Here is a 16,295-nt window from a genome sequence, read left to right as displayed (position 1 = left end):
AGGGAGAGGTGACATGTCCTCCATGACCGAGGGCAAGGCTGTCGAGCTCACGATCGGCGGCATGACCTGCGCGTCCTGCGCCAACCGGATCGAGCGCAAGCTCAACAAGCTCGACGGCGTGACCGCGACGGTCAACTACGCGACCGAGAAGGCGAAGGTCACCTTCCCGGAGGGCCTCGATCCGCGGGCGCTGGTCGAGGAGGTCGAGAAGGCGGGCTACACCGCCGCGCTCCCCGCCCCGCCCGCCGCCGAGGAGGAGGGGAAGGAGAAGGCGGAGCCGCCGGACGAGCTGCGCCGCAGGCTGATCACCGCGATCGTGCTCAGCGTCCCGGTGGTGGCGATGGCGATGATCCCGCCGCTGCAGTTCCCGAACTGGCAGTGGCTGTCGCTGACGCTGGCGGCGCCGGTCGTGGTGTACGCGGGCTGGCCGTTCCACAAGGCGGCCTGGACCAACCTGCGCCACGGCGCGGCCACCATGGACACGCTGATCTCCATGGGCACGCTGGCGGCGCTCGGCTGGTCGCTCTGGGCGCTGTTCTTCGGCTCGGCGGGCACGCCGGGGATGACGCACCCGTTCGAGTTCACGATCGAGCGCACCGACGGCTCCGGCAACATCTACCTGGAGGCGGCGGCGGGGGTGACGGCGTTCATCCTGGCCGGGCGCTACTTCGAGTCCCGCTCCAAGCGGCGGGCGGGCGCGGCGCTGCGGGCGCTGATGGAGCTCGGCGCGAAGGACGTGGAGCTGGCCGACGGCAGCCGGGTGCCGGTCGAACGGCTCCAGACCGGCGACCGGTTCGTGGTGCGGCCGGGGGAGAAGATCGCCACGGACGGCGTGGTCGAGGAGGGCTCCTCGGCGGTGGACGCCTCGATGCTGACCGGCGAGTCGGTGCCGGTCGAGGTCAAGCCGGGCGACGGCGTCACCGGCGCGACCGTCAACGCGGGCGGCCGGCTCATCGTCCGGGCCACCAGGGTCGGCGCCGACACACAGCTCGCGCAGATGGCGCGGCTGGTGGAGGAGGCGCAGACCGGCAAGGCGCAGGTGCAGCGGCTGGCCGACCGGATCTCGGGCGTGTTCGTGCCGGTGGTGATCGCGCTGGCGGTCGCCACGCTGGGCTACTGGCTCGGCACCGGCAACGGGGCGGGGGCGGCGTTCACGGCCGCGGTGGCGGTCCTCATCATCGCCTGCCCGTGCGCGCTGGGCCTGGCCACGCCGACGGCGCTGCTGGTCGGCACCGGGCGGGGCGCGCAGCTCGGCATCCTCATCAAGGGCCCCGAGGTGCTGGAGTCCACGCGCAAGGTGGACACCGTCGTCCTGGACAAGACCGGCACGGTCACCGAGGGCCGCATGACGCTGACCGCCGTGCACCTGGCCGAGGGGGAGACCCGCGAGGAGGTGCTGCGGCTGGCGGGGGCGCTGGAGAACGCCTCCGAGCACCCGATCGCCCAGGCCGTCGCCCGCGAGGCCGCCTCGCAGGCCAAGGTCGAGGACTTCGCGAACGTCGAGGGGCTCGGCGTGCAGGGGATCGTGGACGGGCACGCGGTGCTGGTCGGACGCCCCAGGCTGCTCGCCGAGTGGTCACAGCACCTGCCCGCGGACCTCGCGGCCGAGCTGGAGGAGGAGCAGGCCAAGGGCCGTACGGTCGTCGCGGTCGGCTGGGACGGCAAGGCGCGGGCGCTGCTGGTGGTGGCGGACGTCGTCAAGCCCACCAGCAAGGAGGCGGTCGCGCAGCTCAGGGCGCTGGGGCTCACCCCGGTGCTGCTGACCGGCGACAACGAGGCCGTGGCCCGTACGGTCGCCGCCGAGGTGGGCATCGACGAGGTGATCGCCGAGGTGCTGCCCGCCGAGAAGGTGGACGTCGTCAAGCGGCTCCAGGGCGAGGGCAAGGTCGTGGCCATGGTGGGCGACGGGGTCAACGACGCCGCCGCGCTGGCCCAGGCCGATCTGGGGCTGGCGATGGGCACCGGCACCGACGCCGCCATCGAGGCCGCCGATCTGACGCTGGTGCGCGGCGACCTGCGGGTGGCGCCGGACGCGATCCGGCTCTCGCGCCGGACGCTGGCGGTCATCAAGGGCAACCTGTTCTGGGCGTTCGCGTACAACGTGGCGGCGCTGCCGCTGGCGGCGGCGGGGCTGCTCAATCCGATGATCGCGGGGGCGGCCATGGCGTTCTCCAGCGTGTTCGTGGTCAGCAACAGCCTGCGGCTCCGCGCGTTCCGCTGAGCGGGGGCGGGCGTCGAAGCTACGCGCGTTCTGAGCGCGAGGCCGAGCGGCGGGCCCAGCGGACGGCCGGCGTCATCGCGGCGCCGGCCGCCGCGAACATCGCGCCGAGGGCGAGCCAGCCCAGCGTCCCGCCGCCGAGGACGAGCGTGGTGAGCGCGACCGGGCCGAGCATGCGGGCCACGGCGGTGCCGGTGCCGAAGAAGCCCTGGTACTGGCCCTGCCTGTCGTCGGGGGCCAGGCCGAAGCTGATCTCCCAGGCGCCGGCCGCCAGCAGCATCTCGCCCCACACCAGCAGCGCGGCACCCACCAGCAGGTACGGCCACCCGTACGGACTGAGCGCGAACACCGCGCAGGCCGCCAGCATCATCAGCCCGGCCCGGCGCACCGACGCGGACGCCTCCCGCAGGGTCCGCACCCGGCGGGCCACCCGCACCTGGAAGGCCAGCACGCTGCCGGTGTTCACGAGGAGCAGCGCGGCCACCACCCAGGACGGCGCGGACGTGCGACCGGCGATCCACAGCGGCACGATGACGCTGAGCAGCGGCATGTAGAACAGCAGCACCGCGTTGATCAGCGTGACCAGCGCGTACGGCCGGTCACGCAGCACGGTCAACCGGCCGGAGGGGGCGGAGCTCACCGGGCGGAGCGCGGGGAGCCGCAGCAGGAGGGCCGCGGCCACGAGGAAGCCGGCCGCGTCGAGGGCGAAGAGCGCCGTGTACGCGGCGGGCGTGTCCAGCCACAACGCGATCCCGCCGAGCCCGGCCCCCGCCGCGAGCCCGCCGTTCAGCGTGGCCTGGAGCATCGCGCGGGCCGCGGTCCGCTCGGCGGGCGGCACCAGGCCGGCGAGCAGTGCCTGGCGGGCCGCCGACAGGCCGGTCTGCGCGATGCCGTACAGGCAGGTGACCAGCAGGAACGGCACGAACGAGCGGACCAGCGCGAACGAGGCCACCGCGACGGCGGTCGCGACCGCCAGCGCCACGGCGACGCCGCGCGGGCCGCGCCGGTCGGCGAGGTGCCCGAGCGGGACCCCCGCCACCATGCCGACCGCCCAGCCCGCCGTGAGGCCGATGCCGATCTGGGCCGGGGGCAGGCCCACGACCTTCGCGAAGTAGAAGGCGGAGGCGACGAGGTAGGCCCCGTCGCCGACGGAGTTCGCGAACTGCGCCTGGGCGAGCACGCGCCGCCCTGAGCCAAGGCGGCCGGCGGGGGTGGGGGCGGCGAGAGTGAGGGTGGTCATGGCTGGTACGACTCCGGAGTCATGCGGGTGGAGACGCCGATCCGGTTCCAGGCGTTGATCGCCGCCACCGCGACCACGAGCGCCGCCAGCTCCTCCTCGCTGAAGTGCGCGGCGGCCTCGTTCCAGACCGCGTCGGTGACGTCGTCGGTGGACAGCCGGGTGGCGGCCTCGGTGAAGGCGAGCGCGGCCCGCTCCTGCTCGGTGAAGAACGGCGCCTCCCGCCACACGGCGACCGCGTGCAGCCGCGCGTCGCTCTCCCCTTCCTTCTTGGCGTCGGCGCTGTGCATGTCCACGCAGTAGACGCAGCCGTTGATCTGGCTGGCCCGCAGGTTGACGAGGTGGACGAGGGACGTGGGGAGGGGGCTCGCGGCGACGAAGCGGTCCAGGCCGGCCATGCCGCGGTAGGCCTCGCGGGCCAGGGATCCGAGGTTCATGCGTTCGGTCATGAGTTCATCCTCGCGCCTGGCTTGTCCCAGGATAAGCTCCAATTTCCAGCCAATTGATTGGGCCAAGATGGACGTGCACATCACCCTTCACGAGGGGCGCGGCAACCTGGCCGCCCAGGTGTACCGGCAGCTCATGGACGCCATCCTCGACGGCCGGCTGCGCTCGGGCGAGCGCCTGCCGCCGACCCGCGAGCTGGCCCGCCGGCTGGACATCTCCAGGAACACGGTCGCGCTCGCCTACGACCGGCTGGTGGCCGACGGCTTCCTCGTGGGCCGGGCGGGTGCGGGCACGTTCGTCTCGGCCGCGCCGGTGCGCGGCAGGGCCGCGCCGAAGGGCGTCATCCTCCCGCGCGCGCCCTGGGCGGACCTCAGCCCGCCCCCGCAGGTCCCGCCCGCCCGCTACGACTTCCGCGTCGGCATGCCCGACCCCCGCCTGTTCCCCATGCAGACCTGGCGCCGCCTGGTGGCCCGCGAGCTGCGCGCCGGCATCGGCGGCTACGCGGACCCGGCCGGGCACCCGGCGCTGCGCGAGGCGATCTCCCGGCACATCGGCCTCAGCCGCTCGGTCCACGCCGGGCCCGGCGACGTGCTCATCACGAACGGCGCCCAGCAGGCCCTCGACCTCATCGGCCGGGTGCTGATCGAGCCCGGCGCCTGCGTGGCCGTCGAGGAGCCCGGCTACTGGCCGGCCCGCCTGCTGTTCCGCTCGCTCGGCGCGCGCGTGGCGACCGTGCCGGTGGACGCCGAGGGCATCGACGTCGCGGCCATCCCCGGCGCGGCCCGCGTCGTGTACGTGACGCCGTCCCACCAGTTCCCGCTGGGCACGCCCATGTCGCCGGCCCGCCGCGCCGCGCTGCTCGCCTGGGCCGAGCGCCGCCGCGCGGTGCTCATCGAGGACGACTACGACAGCGAGTTCCGCTTCGGCGAACGCCCGCTCGCGCCCCTCCAGAGCCTCGACCGGGCGGGCCGGGTCATCTACGTCGGCTCGTTCTCGAAGACGCTGCTCCCCATGCTGCGGCTCGGCTTCCTCGTCGCGCCCGCCTCGCTCGCGCCCGCGCTGCGCACCGCGAAGCAGCTGTCCGACTGGCACGGGGAGCTGCCGGCGCAGGCGGCGCTCGCCCGCTTCATCGACGAGGGGCTGCTGGCCCGGCACATCAGGAAGGCGACCCGCGAGTACGCCGCCCGCCACGCGCCCATCGCCGAGGCGCTGGCCGCCGACGAGCGGCTGCGGCCGGTGCCCTCCAGCGCTGGGCTGCACCTGTGCGCCCGGCTCGCGCCCGGCGTGTCCTTCGAGCCGGCGCCGGGGCTCGCGGTGGAGCGGCTGGAGGCGTACTGCGCGGAGGGCGCTCCGCAATCCGGGCTGGTGCTGGGCTACGGCGGGATCACCAGGGACCTGGTCCCTGAGGGCCTGCGCCTGCTGGGCCGCTCGCTACGGATGCCGGCGGCCCCAGGACCGCCGGCCTCGGTCACCTGACAGCTCGGGGTCGTCCGGCGCGGCCGGCTGTTGCACGATCACCACCGTCGTACGCGCGTGCCGCGCGCAGTACATGCTGGTGGAGGGCAGGAAGATGCGGCTGAACAGCCCGCGTCTCCCCCGGCCGAGCACCAGCAGGTCGCCCTCGCCGGCGAGATCGACGAGATGGTAGCCGGGGTCGCCGACCCGGCCGATGGCGGCCGTCGTGAGGTCGTCGGGCACCCCGCCCGCCACGTCCTCGAACGCCGCCGTGATCACCTCGGCGCAGCGGGCCTCCTCGCCCGCCCGCACCGCGTGCTGCACGGGCAGCGCCTCGGGGAAGGGATGGACCGGCGCGCGACTGACGTGCACGGCGACCAGGGCCATCCGGTGCAGCCTGGCCGCCCCGATGGCCCAGGCCAGCGCCCAGCGCGAGGCCGGGGATTCGTCCACTCCCACGATCAGCCTCGCACCGCCGGGCAGTTCCTGTTCCACGGTGCCTCCTGATGAGAAGTACGACCATAGTGCGCCACCCGGCCGGTTACCGGGAGGTGGGACTTTGCGAACTTCGGCGTCGCCGGTCGGGGAGGCGGATCAGATGAGCGTGAGCAGGCCGTCGTGGAGGGCGTCGCGCTCGGCGGCGGACAGCGCGGCGTACGGCCGGCCCGCGCGGAGGTTCGTGGCCGCCTCGACCTCCGCGCGCACCGGGCCGTCCCGGAGGCCGACGATCTCGGCCGCGGACAGGCCCGCCGCCTCCCAGGCCGCGGCGTGGGCGTCGGCGCGGTGGTAGCGGAGCGCGGCCAGGCGGTTGAACAGCAGCACGCCGGGGGAGGCGCCGCCCGGCTCGTACGGCGGCGCCACCAGCTCCAGCGCCCCGCCGGGGACGCGCTCGGCGTGCTCCAGGACGCGGCCGGCCAGCTCGGCCAGAACACGCAGGTCGCCTGGCCAGGCACGGGCGGTGGCGGCGGCGTGGACCTCGTACAGGCCGTGGACGTACGCGAGGCCGCGGGCGGTCAGCCGCAGGCCGTCGTCCCCGTCGGCCAGCGTGCCCTCGCGCAGGTGCTCCAGGACGGCGTCCTCCAGCGCAGCCGGGTCGTGGTAGCGGTGGATCACGGCGAGCCCGGCGCGGGTCAGCGGGCGCAGGGGGAGCACGAAGCGCAGGTCGGGCAGGAGGCCGGGGGTGACGCCCGAGGTCTCGGCGAGCTCGGTGGCGGCGCGGCGGGCCGTGGCGTGCACGTTGACGTGGGCCGCGTCGATGATCGGGGCGATCGCCGCCGCATACTCCGCCAGACCCTGAAATTTCGCCATTTGGCGGTCATTATGCCAACCCCGCGGCTACCCGCCAGGCATGTCCGGGATCATGGTGCCCATGCACACCGGGAACAGCATCGGAGGCGTCGTCGCGCAGGCCGCCGGGCTGTTCGCCGTCACGAACGTCGACGATCTCGTGTTGCTCGCGCTGTTCTTCGCCCAGGCCGCCGGGCACCGGGGCGGCGCGGCGCGCATCGTCCTCGGCCAGTACCTCGGCTTCGCGGCGATCCTCGCGGTGTCCGTCGCCGCCGCGCTCGGGGCCACGCTGCTGCCCGAGCAGGTCCTGCCGTACCTGGGCCTGCTCCCCCTCGCCCTCGGCGTCCGCGCGGCCTGGCGGGCCTGGCGCGAGCGGAACGGCGGGGACGAGGAGGAACCCGGAGGAGGTCCGGGCGGTCCCGGCGCGCTCGCGGTGGCCGCCGTCACGTTCGCCAACGGCGGCGACAACGTGGGCGTCTACGTCCCGGTCTTCGCCACCTCGGGCCCGGCCGGCATCGCCGGGTACGCGGCCGTCTTCCTCGTGCTGGTCGCCGTCTGGTGCCTGGCGGGCCGGCTGTTCGCCACCCGGCCGCTCGTCGCCCGCGCGCTGAGCCGCTGGGGGCACGTGCTGCTCCCCCTCGTGCTGATCGCCGTCGGGCTGGTCATCCTGCTCGGCTGAGCACCGCGGACTCCTGCTCGGCGGCGGGCTCCGTGGTACGTCCGCTCAGGGCGAGGCCGAGGGCCAGGAAGATCAGCGGGATCGCCGGCACCACGTACCGGACGTCGAAGGCGGCGAGGAACGGCGGCGAGACGACGAGCGCGAGCGCGACCAGCGCTGGGAGCAGCGCGTCCCAGCGCCGCCGCCACACCATGAGCCCGAACGCGGCCACCAGCGCGACCATCAGCAGCGGGAACGGCACGTACCCGAAGCGCTGGTAGGCCCGCAGCCAGCCGGCGTACGGCTCTACCACCCGCGTGGCGGCCGGCCCGGCCTCGTACGACTCCGCGATGCCGCGCACGGACTCGCTGATGGGCCGTTCGGCGGCGGGCAGCTTGTACGGCGTCTTCTCGTCCACGGCCGTGCGCTCCCAGCGCAGCAGCTGCCGGAGGTCGGTCGCCACGGCGGCGAGGTAGTCGACCGGCTGGGCGAGGATGGCCTGCCGGGCGAACTCCCCGGCGAGCTGGTTGCGGTTGGCCGTGCCCGGCACCTTGAGCAGCGGCGAGAAGTCCTCCCACAGCCAGTGGGGCGGGTAGGGGCGCTGCTCGACGGGCATGTTCGGGCAGAGCACGGCGAGGCGCTCCGGCGGGTCGATCACCGCGCAGTCGGCGAAGCTCATGGTCCTCGACCAGAGGAAGTTGCCGTCCGCCTCGGTGAGCGCGAACTTGCCCTTCTCGGCCTTGGTCCAGGTCGCGTACGCGCCGAGCGGGATCGCCCCCGCCACGACCAGCGCCACGAGGGGGCGCCAGCCGTACCGGCGGACCAGCAGGTACGCGGCCGTGAGCAGCAGCAGCGGCAGGCCGACCGTCCTGGTGATGCCGGCCAGGCCGAGCAGCAGCCCGGCGGTCGCCGCCGTGGCCGGGGTGACCCGCCAGACCACGAGCACGACGGCCGCCGTGACGAGCGCGACGAAGACCGCGTCCGCCATGATCATGTGTTCCAGGAGGATCAGGAACTCGTCGTACAGCAGCGGGGTGACCAGCAGCGTCGCGCCCCAGCCGGGCAGGCCGCGCTTCCTGAGCAGGGCGTACACGCCGATCGCGAGCGCCAGCCCCAGCAGGTGCTGCAGGACCGTGACGAGCGTCAGGCTGTGGGCCGGGCGCAGCAGCGCGAGCAGCAGGGAGTAGCCGGACGGCCGGGCGGTGCCGGGCGTCAGCTCCTCGCGCAGGAACGCGAACGAGTCGCCGTAGAACAGCAGCGCGGGCGGGAACCCGAGCACGGCGAGCACGCGCAGCCCGATGGCGGGCAGGAGGGCGATGACCAGCGCGCGATGAGCCAAGGCGGTGCAGCTTCCTCGGGCAGCTTCTTTACGTACGGATTAATCACCATAGCGGCCCTCAACTCGCCCGACGGCCGTCCAGCGCGGGGCCTTGTCGGCGACCGGCGCCGAATGTGATTCTGGAATCGCCTCGGACAATCCACCGGAGGACGCATGACAGCCGCGATCGGCCGCATCGACAAAGAGGCCCTGCGCCGCAAATACCGCGAGGAGCGCGACAAGCGGCTCCGCCCGGACGGCAACGACCAGTACCTCCGCCTGCCCGCCGACTACCTGGACGACCCGTACACGCCCAGGACCGAGCGCGCCCCCAAGACCGACCACGTCACGGTCGCGGTCATCGGCGGCGGCTTCGCCGGGCTGCTCACCGGGGCGAGGCTCAAGGAGGCCGGCGTCCAGGACGTGCGCATCCTCGACAAGGCCGGCGACTTCGGCGGCACCTGGTACTGGAACCGCTACCCGGGAGCGCAGTGCGACACGGCGTCGTACGTCTACATGCCGCTCCTGGAGGAGACCGGCCACATGCCGTCCGAGAAGTACGCGCACGCGCCCGAGATCCTGGAGCACTGCCGCCGCATCGGCAAGCACTTCGGCCTCTACGACGACGCGCTGTTCCACACCGAGGTCACCGGCCTGGAATGGCTCGGCGGCCGGTGGCTGGTGCGCACCGGCCGGGGCGACGCTTTCACGGCGCAGTTCGTCGTCATGGGCATCGGGCCGCTGCACGTGCCGAAGCTCCCCGGCATCCCCGGGATGGCGGATTTTCGCGGCCACGCCTTCCATACCAGCCGCTGGGACTACGCCTACACCGGCGGCGACCCGGCCGGCGCTCCCATGGACCGGCTGGCGGACAAGCGGGTGGCGATCATCGGCACCGGCGCGACCGCCGTCCAGTGCGTCCCCCACCTGGCGAGGGCCGCCGCCGAGCTGTACGTCTTCCAGCGCACCCCGTCGAGCGTGGACGTACGCGACAACCGCCCCACCGACCCCGAATGGTTCGCCGGCATCGCCACGCCCGGCTGGCAGCGGCGCTGGCTGGAGAACTTCACCGCCATGCAGACCGGGGCCCAGGCCGATGAGGACCTGGTGATGGACGGCTGGACCGACCTCGCCCGCCGGGTCAGGGCCAGGGTCGCAGAGCTGCCCGAGATCACCCCGCAGACGCTGCTGGCCGCCTTCGAGGACTCCGACTTCGAGAAGATGGAGGAGATCCGCGCCCGCGTGGACGCCGTCGTACGCGACCCGGAGACCGCGCGCGGGCTCAAGGCCTGGTACCGCCAGCTCTGCAAGCGCCCCTGCTTCCACGACGAGTACCTCCAGGCGTTCAACCTGCCCGGCGTCCACCTCGTGGACACCGACGGCAAGGGCGTCGAGCGCATCACGGAGAAGGGCGTCGTCGCCGGCCGCGAGTACGAGGTCGACTGCGTCATCTACGCCTCCGGCTTCGAGGTCGGCACCGACTGGACCCGCCGCGCCGGCTACGACCTGATCGGCCGCGACGGCCGCCGGCTGTCGGAGCACTGGGCGGGCGGCATGCGCTCGCTGCACGGCATCCACGTGCACGGCTTCCCCAACGCCTTCCTCATCGGCCACACCCAGGGCGCGAACCTGCTCTCCAACATCCCCCACAACCTCACCGAGGCCGGCCGCACGGTCGCCACCGTCGTCGCGCACGCCCTGGCGAACGGCCACACCGAGGTCGAGGTCACCGAGGAGGCCGAGAACGGCTGGGTGGACCTGCTGCTGTCCGGCAACGGCCCGCTGCTCGGCTCGCCCGACTGCACGCCCGGCTACTACAACAACGAGGGGCGGGACCTGGGCGTACGCGGGCGGTTGAACGGCGGCTATCCCGGGGGCGCGGCGGCGTTCTTCACCTACATCGACCAGTGGCGGTCCTCGGGGACGTTCGAAGGGCTCCGGTTCACCTGTATGCCATAGGTGGAGGTGAAAAGTAGGGTTCGGTGCCATGGACGAGAAGTGGCAGGAGATCGGCGACCGGGTCTACGTCCGCCGGCACCGTTCCTACGACATGAACACCGGCCTGGTCGTGGGCGACGACGGGCACTGCCTGGTGCTCGACACGCGGGCTTCGCACCGCCAGGCGGCCGACCTGATCGAGGCGATCAGGACGATCACCCACGGCCCCTGGACGGTCGTCAACAGCCACTCCCACTTCGACCACTACTTCGGCAACGCGCTCTTCCGCCCCGCCGAGATCTGGGGCCACACCCGCTGCGCCGAGGAGATCGAGACGTACGGCGAGCAGCAGCGCGCCGCCCTCCTGGAACGGCTTCCCGAGGTGGAGGAGGTGACCATCGTCGCGCCGGACTGCACGTTCACCAGCGCGGCGAGCCTCGACATCGGCGGGCGCATGGTGCATCTGCGGCACTTCGGGCTCGGGCACAGCAGCAACGACGTCGTCGTGCAGGTGCCGGACGCGGGGGTGGTGTTCGCGGGTGACCTGGTGGAGGAGGGGGCGCCGCCCGCGTTCGGGGACTCGTACCCGCTGGACTGGCCGGTGACGCTGGCCGCGATGCTCAGGGAGATGCCCGAGCCGGTGATCGTGCCGGGGCACGGCGCGGTGGTGGACCGCGCGTACGCGTCGGGGCAGCAGGCCGAGCTGGCGCTGGTGGCCGACCTGGCCAGGCGGGCGCACACGGAAGGACTGCGTGACCTCATCGGCCGCTTCCCGTACCCGGAGGAGACCAGCAGGCAGGCGATCGACCGCGCCTTCCTGCAGCTCGACGCCTGATCGCCCTCGGACTCTCGACTTCCGGTGCTGCACGCGCCTATAGTGCAAATTGCACTATAGGAAGGAGCATCATGGCGCGCCGCCACGATCTGGTCGGGCTCACGGTCCTGGCCCTGCTCACGCTGCGCGCCGCTCACCCGTACGAGCTGCACCGGCTCATCGTCGACTGGCACAAGGACTACATCACCGGCCTGCCGCGCAGCCTCTACCACGCGGTCGAGCGGCTGGCCAGGGACGAGCTCATCGTGCCCGCGAAGACCGACCGCGAGGGCCGTAGGCCGGAGCGCACGGTCTACGAGATCACCGACGAGGGCCGGGAGGAGCTGGCCGCCCGGCTACGCCTGCTCCTGGAACGGCCCGACCCCGACCGGCGCGCGTTCGTCGCCGCGGTCTCGCTCATGGGCTGCCTCCCGCCGCCCGAGGCCCAGCGGGCGCTGCGCGCCCGCGCCGCGACGATCGAGGGCGTCCTCGCCGGGATGGACGCCCACCGGCGGGCCATGGCGGAGAACGGCCTGCCCGCCGTGCTCGCGCTGGAGCTGGAGTACGAGCAGGCGCTGCACCGGGCCGAGCTGGCCTGGCTCGGCGACCTGCTCGCCCGGCTGGACCAGGGCGAGCTCGACTGGAGCTCGCCCACCTGAAAAACGGCCGCCGAGGTGCGCCAACACCACGGCGGCCGGCATCCGACCAAGGCGCCTGCCCTGTCCGGACTCGCAAAGCCCAGGATAGGCGCCGCGACCGAGAGGAACCGCGTCATGTCCACCACCGAATCCACCGTCGAGATCAACGGCCTGCTCGCCCGCCTGACCGAGACCTGGAACGCCGGCGACTCCGCCGGCTACGCGGAGCTGTTCACCGCGGACGCCGACTACGTCACCTTCTTCGGCCTGCACCTCAAGGGCCGCGAGGCGATCGAGGAGACGCACCGGGGGCTGTTCCGCAGCGCGATCAAGCTCGACGAGAGCGACGTCGAGCCGAGCATCAGGCACATCACCGACGACGTCGCCGTGGTCGTGACGGGCGGGTCGTCGTCCGTGAACGGCGTCCCCGACCCGAGCCGGACGTCCACCGTCACCTTCACGGCGCTGCGCACCCCCGAGGGCTGGCGCTTCGCCTCCTTCCACAACTCGCGCGTGGTCAAGCCGTGAGCTGACCTAGGCTCCCTTGTCATGAAATGGGAGCCTTTGACCCTGGCGGACGCCCGGCCGCTGGCCGACCTGCTGGGCGCGATGGAGGCCGTGGACCGCGCCGGCGTGGCCCACGGCGTGGACGAGGTGGCCGGCTACCTCTCCAGCCCGCTGCTCGACCTGGCCGAAGGCACCCTCGCGGCCTGGGAGGGCGACCGCCTGATCGCCTTCGGCCACCTGCCGGTCATGCAGTCCGCCCCGGAGACGCACACCATGCGGCTCTGGGGCGGCGTGCATCCGGACCACCGCCACCGCGGCCTCGGCCGGCGGATCGTGAACTGGAGCCTGCGTGCCGCCCCGGCGCTGAGCGCGCGGGCCTTCCCCGGCGTTCCCGCGGAGGTCCACCTCACCGCGTACGCCACCGACCCCGGAGCGGCGGTGCTCGCGGAGGCCGCCGGGTTCGTCCCGGTACGCACCTTCGCCCGCATGGCCCGCCCGCTGCCGGGCGACCTGCCCGCCGTCCGGCCCCCGGCCGGCGTGTCCGTCCTTCCCTGGTCGCCGGACCTGGACGAAGGCGCCCGTGCCGTACGCAACCAGTCCTTCCGCGACCACTGGGGCAGCGTGCCGCACACCCCGGAGAGCTGGCGGGCCGCCATCACCGGCCCGCCCAACTTCCTGCCGGGCTCGTCGTTCGTGGCTGTGGCGGACGGGCGGGCCGTCGGCGTGCTCATGACCCATCACCGCGAGACGCCGGCCGGCGAGCGCGTCGCCTGGATCCAGATCGTCGGCACGCTGCGCGAGTGGCGCGGCAAGGGCGTGGCCGGCGCGCTGCTCGCCCACGCCCTCGCCGCCTTCACCGCCCAGGGCTACGACGCGGCCGGGCTCGGCGTGGACGCCGCCAACCCCACGGGCGCGGTCGCCGTGTACGAACGCGCCGGCTTCGCCGTCGCCCACCGCAGCACGGCGTACTCCCGCCCGGTGTGAAGCGGCTGCTCATGAGGGGCAGGGATGCGACACGTGCCGGTTGGGGCAGCAGATCAGCCCCAGGCTCACGAACCTGCCACCTTTCAGCCACTCACCCCACTGCACGTCCACGCCCCTGGGCAGCGCGTCCCTGGCGTTGACCAGGCGTTCCTCCAGGGGGATGCGCTCCGGCCGGATGAGGGACGCGCGCACCTTGCCAAGCTCGCGGGCCAGCCAACCGGCCGCGTCCTCGACCTCATGGAAGGCGCCGGCGATGCGCGAGGCGGGCTTGGCCAGCCAGTCACCGGTCCGCATCGGCGGCAGCGGCGAGGAGGGAAAGCCGGGCGAGCCGGGCCGCCTCCCGGACTCGTCGCCCCGGTGGTTGTATCTCCTCGTCTGAGTAGCAGATAGTAGCCGCGTCGCTACGAGAATGGGCGGCGACGCGCTATCCCCGGTCGAACGACGGGTGCGGGCCCAGGGCCCAGTACTCGAACAGGCCGTGTCCCACCAGCCCGTCGTACTCGAAACGCCCCACCGCGTCCACGAGCCCCCACATCCGGTCCGCGTCCTCCGGCAGCCGGTACGTCACCCCCTGCACCACCGGATCCGGCCCCTGGTACATCCCGTGCCGCCAGTCCGGTTCGAGGCCGTAGCCGGTGCCGGCCATCAGGTGGACCGGCAGGACGGGGGTGCAGCGCACGTCGAAGGGCTTGCCGGTGGGCGGGGTGAAGGTGATGACGGCCTCGACGACGTCCCGGGTGCCGGGCGCGTAGACGGGCCGGTAGTCGGGGCGGCCCAGATACTCCTCCTCGCGCCCGTCCGCCCACACCCGGACGGCCTCCTCCAGCAGCCGCCGGCCCCGCTCGTCCTCCTGGACGATGCACAGGATCGCGTGGTCGCCGAAGCTCATGGGGGCGTACAGCCAGTAGAAGGTGCCGGCGTTCCTGGACTGGATGCCGGGCGGCTCGGCCTCGCCGACCGGGCGGATGCCCCAGGAGCGGTCCCTGGTGCCCAGCCAGCGGTCCGGCGTGACCGGGATCTCCTCGTCGCCGATCCGTACGTGCCCCGACCAGCGGCCGGTCTGCGCGAGCCGGACGGAGTCGAACATCACCCGCTCCTGCCAGCGCAGGAAGTGCCGCGGCTCCAGGGTGGCCGGGATCGTGCCCTCCCAGCTCAGGTCGAAGGACAGCCCGTACGCGTTCGGCTCCAGGACCACGCGCAGCCGCTTCAGCCCTTCGACCACCTCGACCCGGAACGGCCCGACCCCGGTGTCCATCCGGTCCGCGCCGAGCTCGCGCGAGGCCCGCACCACCCGGTGCAGGTCCCCCCGGCGGGCCAGGGCGAAGGCGTCGGTGACGCCCAGGTCGGGGTACTGGCCGAGGCCGACGATGAGCATGAGCTCGTCGGTGCCCGCATGGCAGTTGAAGTAGTAGCGGTCGTAGAAGTTGCGGTCGGAGGTGGTCACGTGCCGCATGACCTGGGCCGCCTGGTGGACGGGGTGGTCGTCGAGGGGCGACAGGCTCATGTCCGTTTGTAGCAAGCGCTTGGTAAGCGGTCAAACCCCCCGGAAAGGAGAAGCGCCCCCGTGCCGGAGCACGGAGGCGCCTACCCTGGTCGCCGGATCAGGACATCTTGCGAGACGTCTCGTCCGCCCGGTCCGACACACCGCTCGCCATATCGGCGGTACGGTCCGCCTTCTCACTGACCCACCGTGAGGCATCGGAGGCGGAGTCCTTCATGTGCTCGGTCCACTGCTGGGCATTGCGGCGGTAGGCCATGTAGCCCATCGCACCCACCGCGAGTCCGGTCATCAGGACGAGCATCGGCCACTTGCGCGACCGTGTCCGAGCCGGTTCGATCTTCCTGGCCGCCGCGGTCAGCATGGAGCTGATGTACGGAGCGACCTGGTCCTCGATGCCGTGCGCCGCGGACTCCAGCCGCGGTGCCGCCCACGAGCGGGCGTCCTCGATACGGTGCGTGGCGGCCATCCTGGCCTGGTCGGCCATCGGCGACATGCGTTCGCCGGTTTGCACGGCCCGGGTCTTCACGCGACCCATCCACGTGGCGGGTACCTCTATGGCCACGCGGCGCTTTCTCAGTGTCAGGGACACGACAACCTCCCCTGTCGTTGGGATCCCGAGCCTGACCTTCCCTGGGGGAGGCGGTCCATTCATTGCGGTCCGTGGGAGGATGGTCACAGCGGCCATAAGGCCACAGTTCGCACAAGATCACCAACAACCCTGTACATAAAGGGGGGCAGCTGTCTCGTGGCTGAGAAGCTGATCGCTAACCTGCAGACCAACCGCGGCCTCATCAAGGTCGAACTCTTTCCCAACAGGGCGCCGAAGACGGTGCGCAACTTCGTGGAGCTGGCCGAAGGCACCCGCGAATGGACGCACCCGGGCACCGGCGAGAAGAGCACGGGCCGCTACTACGACGGCACCATCTTCCACCGCGTCATCCCGGGCTTCATGATCCAGGGCGGCGACCCGCTGGGTCAGGGCATCGGCGGCCCCGGCTACGAGTTCGACGACGAGATCCACCCCGAGCTCTGGTTCAACCGCCCCTACCTGCTGGCCATGGCCAACGCGGGCATCCGCTTCGGCAAGGGCACCAACGGCTCGCAGTTCTTCGTCACGGTCGTCCCGACGCCGCACCTCAACGGCAAGCACACCATCTTCGGCGAGGTCATCGAGGGCCAGGACGTCGTCGACGCCATCGCCAAGACCCGCACCGACGCCCGCGACCGGCCCATCGAGGACGTCATCCTGGAGTCGGTCACCATCGACCGCGTGCAGGGCTGAGCCCGCGTTCC

The 16,295-nt window shown here is 72.8% G+C and carries 17 protein-coding genes; 9 read left to right on the top strand and 8 right to left on the bottom strand.

What is annotated here, in order from left to right:
* Nucleotides 1–13: 13 nt before the first annotated feature.
* Complete coding sequence (locus tag ABD292_RS32245; protein WP_344213952.1) at nucleotides 14–2,221, top strand: heavy metal translocating P-type ATPase; 2,208 nt, start codon at nucleotides 14–16, stop codon at nucleotides 2,219–2,221.
* A gap of 19 nt (nucleotides 2,222–2,240) precedes the next feature.
* Here the strand turns inward: ABD292_RS32245 and ABD292_RS32240 are convergent, their stop codons facing one another.
* The gene (locus ABD292_RS32240; RefSeq protein ID WP_344213950.1) at nucleotides 2,241–3,458 is read right to left on the bottom strand and encodes an MFS transporter; all 1,218 of its coding nucleotides are present in this window, start codon (nucleotides 3,456–3,458) and stop codon (nucleotides 2,241–2,243) included.
* A complete protein-coding gene (locus tag ABD292_RS32235; RefSeq protein ID WP_344213948.1) occupies nucleotides 3,455–3,904 on the bottom strand; it encodes a carboxymuconolactone decarboxylase family protein in 450 nt (149 codons plus the stop codon). The genes ABD292_RS32240 and ABD292_RS32235 overlap by 4 nt, the downstream gene beginning before the upstream one ends.
* A gap of 67 nt (nucleotides 3,905–3,971) precedes the next feature.
* Between ABD292_RS32235 and pdxR the strand changes: the two genes are divergently transcribed.
* A complete protein-coding gene (gene pdxR, locus ABD292_RS32230) occupies nucleotides 3,972–5,378 on the top strand; it encodes a MocR-like pyridoxine biosynthesis transcription factor PdxR (protein WP_344213946.1) in 1,407 nt (468 codons plus the stop codon).
* On the opposite strand, the gene ABD292_RS32225 is transcribed toward pdxR, so the two are convergent.
* The gene (locus tag ABD292_RS32225) at nucleotides 5,334–5,852 is read right to left on the bottom strand and encodes a universal stress protein (protein ID WP_329588066.1); all 519 of its coding nucleotides are present in this window, start codon (nucleotides 5,850–5,852) and stop codon (nucleotides 5,334–5,336) included. The genes pdxR and ABD292_RS32225 overlap by 45 nt on opposite strands.
* A 99-nt stretch (nucleotides 5,853–5,951) precedes the next feature.
* A complete protein-coding gene (locus tag ABD292_RS32220) occupies nucleotides 5,952–6,665 on the bottom strand; it encodes a hypothetical protein (RefSeq protein ID WP_344213943.1) in 714 nt (237 codons plus the stop codon).
* A 40-nt stretch (nucleotides 6,666–6,705) separates the two neighbouring features.
* On the opposite strand from ABD292_RS32220, the gene ABD292_RS32215 reads away from it, so the two are divergent.
* Nucleotides 6,706–7,323: a cadmium resistance transporter gene (locus ABD292_RS32215; protein ID WP_344213941.1), complete on the top strand. Its 618-nt coding sequence runs from the start codon at nucleotides 6,706–6,708 to the stop codon at nucleotides 7,321–7,323.
* Here the strand turns inward: ABD292_RS32215 and ABD292_RS32210 are convergent.
* Complete coding sequence (locus ABD292_RS32210; protein ID WP_344213939.1) at nucleotides 7,307–8,641, bottom strand: hypothetical protein; 1,335 nt, start codon at nucleotides 8,639–8,641, stop codon at nucleotides 7,307–7,309. The genes ABD292_RS32215 and ABD292_RS32210 overlap by 17 nt on opposite strands.
* A 153-nt stretch (nucleotides 8,642–8,794) precedes the next feature.
* On the opposite strand from ABD292_RS32210, the gene ABD292_RS32205 reads away from it, so the two are divergent.
* The 5 genes from ABD292_RS32205 to ABD292_RS32185 all read left to right on the top strand — a co-directional run bounded on the left by ABD292_RS32205 (nucleotide 8,795) and on the right by ABD292_RS32185 (nucleotide 13,501).
* Nucleotides 8,795–10,579, top strand: a complete 1,785-nt coding sequence (locus ABD292_RS32205; RefSeq protein ID WP_344213937.1) for a flavin-containing monooxygenase — start codon at nucleotides 8,795–8,797, stop codon at nucleotides 10,577–10,579.
* 28 nt (nucleotides 10,580–10,607) lie between these two features.
* Nucleotides 10,608–11,393, top strand: coding sequence for an MBL fold metallo-hydrolase (locus ABD292_RS32200; protein ID WP_344213935.1), 786 nt, complete (start codon nucleotides 10,608–10,610; stop codon nucleotides 11,391–11,393).
* 71 nt (nucleotides 11,394–11,464) lie between these two features.
* Nucleotides 11,465–12,031 carry a PadR family transcriptional regulator gene (locus tag ABD292_RS32195; RefSeq protein WP_344213933.1) on the top strand — a complete coding sequence of 189 codons (567 nt, stop codon included), beginning with the start codon at nucleotides 11,465–11,467 and terminating at the stop codon, nucleotides 12,029–12,031.
* A gap of 114 nt (nucleotides 12,032–12,145) precedes the next feature.
* Nucleotides 12,146–12,538, top strand: coding sequence for an SgcJ/EcaC family oxidoreductase (locus ABD292_RS32190; protein WP_344213931.1), 393 nt, complete (start codon nucleotides 12,146–12,148; stop codon nucleotides 12,536–12,538).
* Between the two features lie 21 nt (nucleotides 12,539–12,559).
* Nucleotides 12,560–13,501, top strand: a complete 942-nt coding sequence (locus tag ABD292_RS32185; protein ID WP_344213929.1) for a GNAT family N-acetyltransferase — start codon at nucleotides 12,560–12,562, stop codon at nucleotides 13,499–13,501.
* A gap of 9 nt (nucleotides 13,502–13,510) precedes the next feature.
* Here the strand turns inward: ABD292_RS32185 and ABD292_RS32180 are convergent, their stop codons facing one another.
* The 3 genes from ABD292_RS32180 to ABD292_RS32170 all read right to left on the bottom strand — a co-directional run bounded on the left by ABD292_RS32180 (nucleotide 13,511) and on the right by ABD292_RS32170 (nucleotide 15,591).
* Nucleotides 13,511–13,795 carry a hypothetical protein gene (locus ABD292_RS32180; RefSeq protein WP_344213927.1) on the bottom strand — a complete coding sequence of 95 codons (285 nt, stop codon included), beginning with the start codon at nucleotides 13,793–13,795 and terminating at the stop codon, nucleotides 13,511–13,513.
* A 130-nt stretch (nucleotides 13,796–13,925) separates the two neighbouring features.
* Nucleotides 13,926–15,005, bottom strand: a complete 1,080-nt coding sequence (locus ABD292_RS32175) for an Rv3169 family protein (RefSeq protein ID WP_344213925.1) — start codon at nucleotides 15,003–15,005, stop codon at nucleotides 13,926–13,928.
* A 97-nt stretch (nucleotides 15,006–15,102) separates the two neighbouring features.
* The gene (locus ABD292_RS32170; protein WP_344213923.1) at nucleotides 15,103–15,591 is read right to left on the bottom strand and encodes a hypothetical protein; all 489 of its coding nucleotides are present in this window, start codon (nucleotides 15,589–15,591) and stop codon (nucleotides 15,103–15,105) included.
* A 156-nt stretch (nucleotides 15,592–15,747) separates the two neighbouring features.
* Between ABD292_RS32170 and ABD292_RS32165 the strand changes: the two genes are divergently transcribed.
* Nucleotides 15,748–16,284: a peptidylprolyl isomerase gene (locus ABD292_RS32165; RefSeq protein ID WP_344213921.1), complete on the top strand. Its 537-nt coding sequence runs from the start codon at nucleotides 15,748–15,750 to the stop codon at nucleotides 16,282–16,284.
* Nucleotides 16,285–16,295: the final 11 nt, after the last annotated feature.

The sequence above is a fragment of the Nonomuraea bangladeshensis genome (assembly GCF_039529455.1).
Taxonomy (GTDB): Bacteria; Actinomycetota; Actinomycetes; order Streptosporangiales; family Streptosporangiaceae; genus Nonomuraea; species Nonomuraea bangladeshensis.
This window is presented reverse-complemented; position numbering and strand designations above follow the sequence as displayed.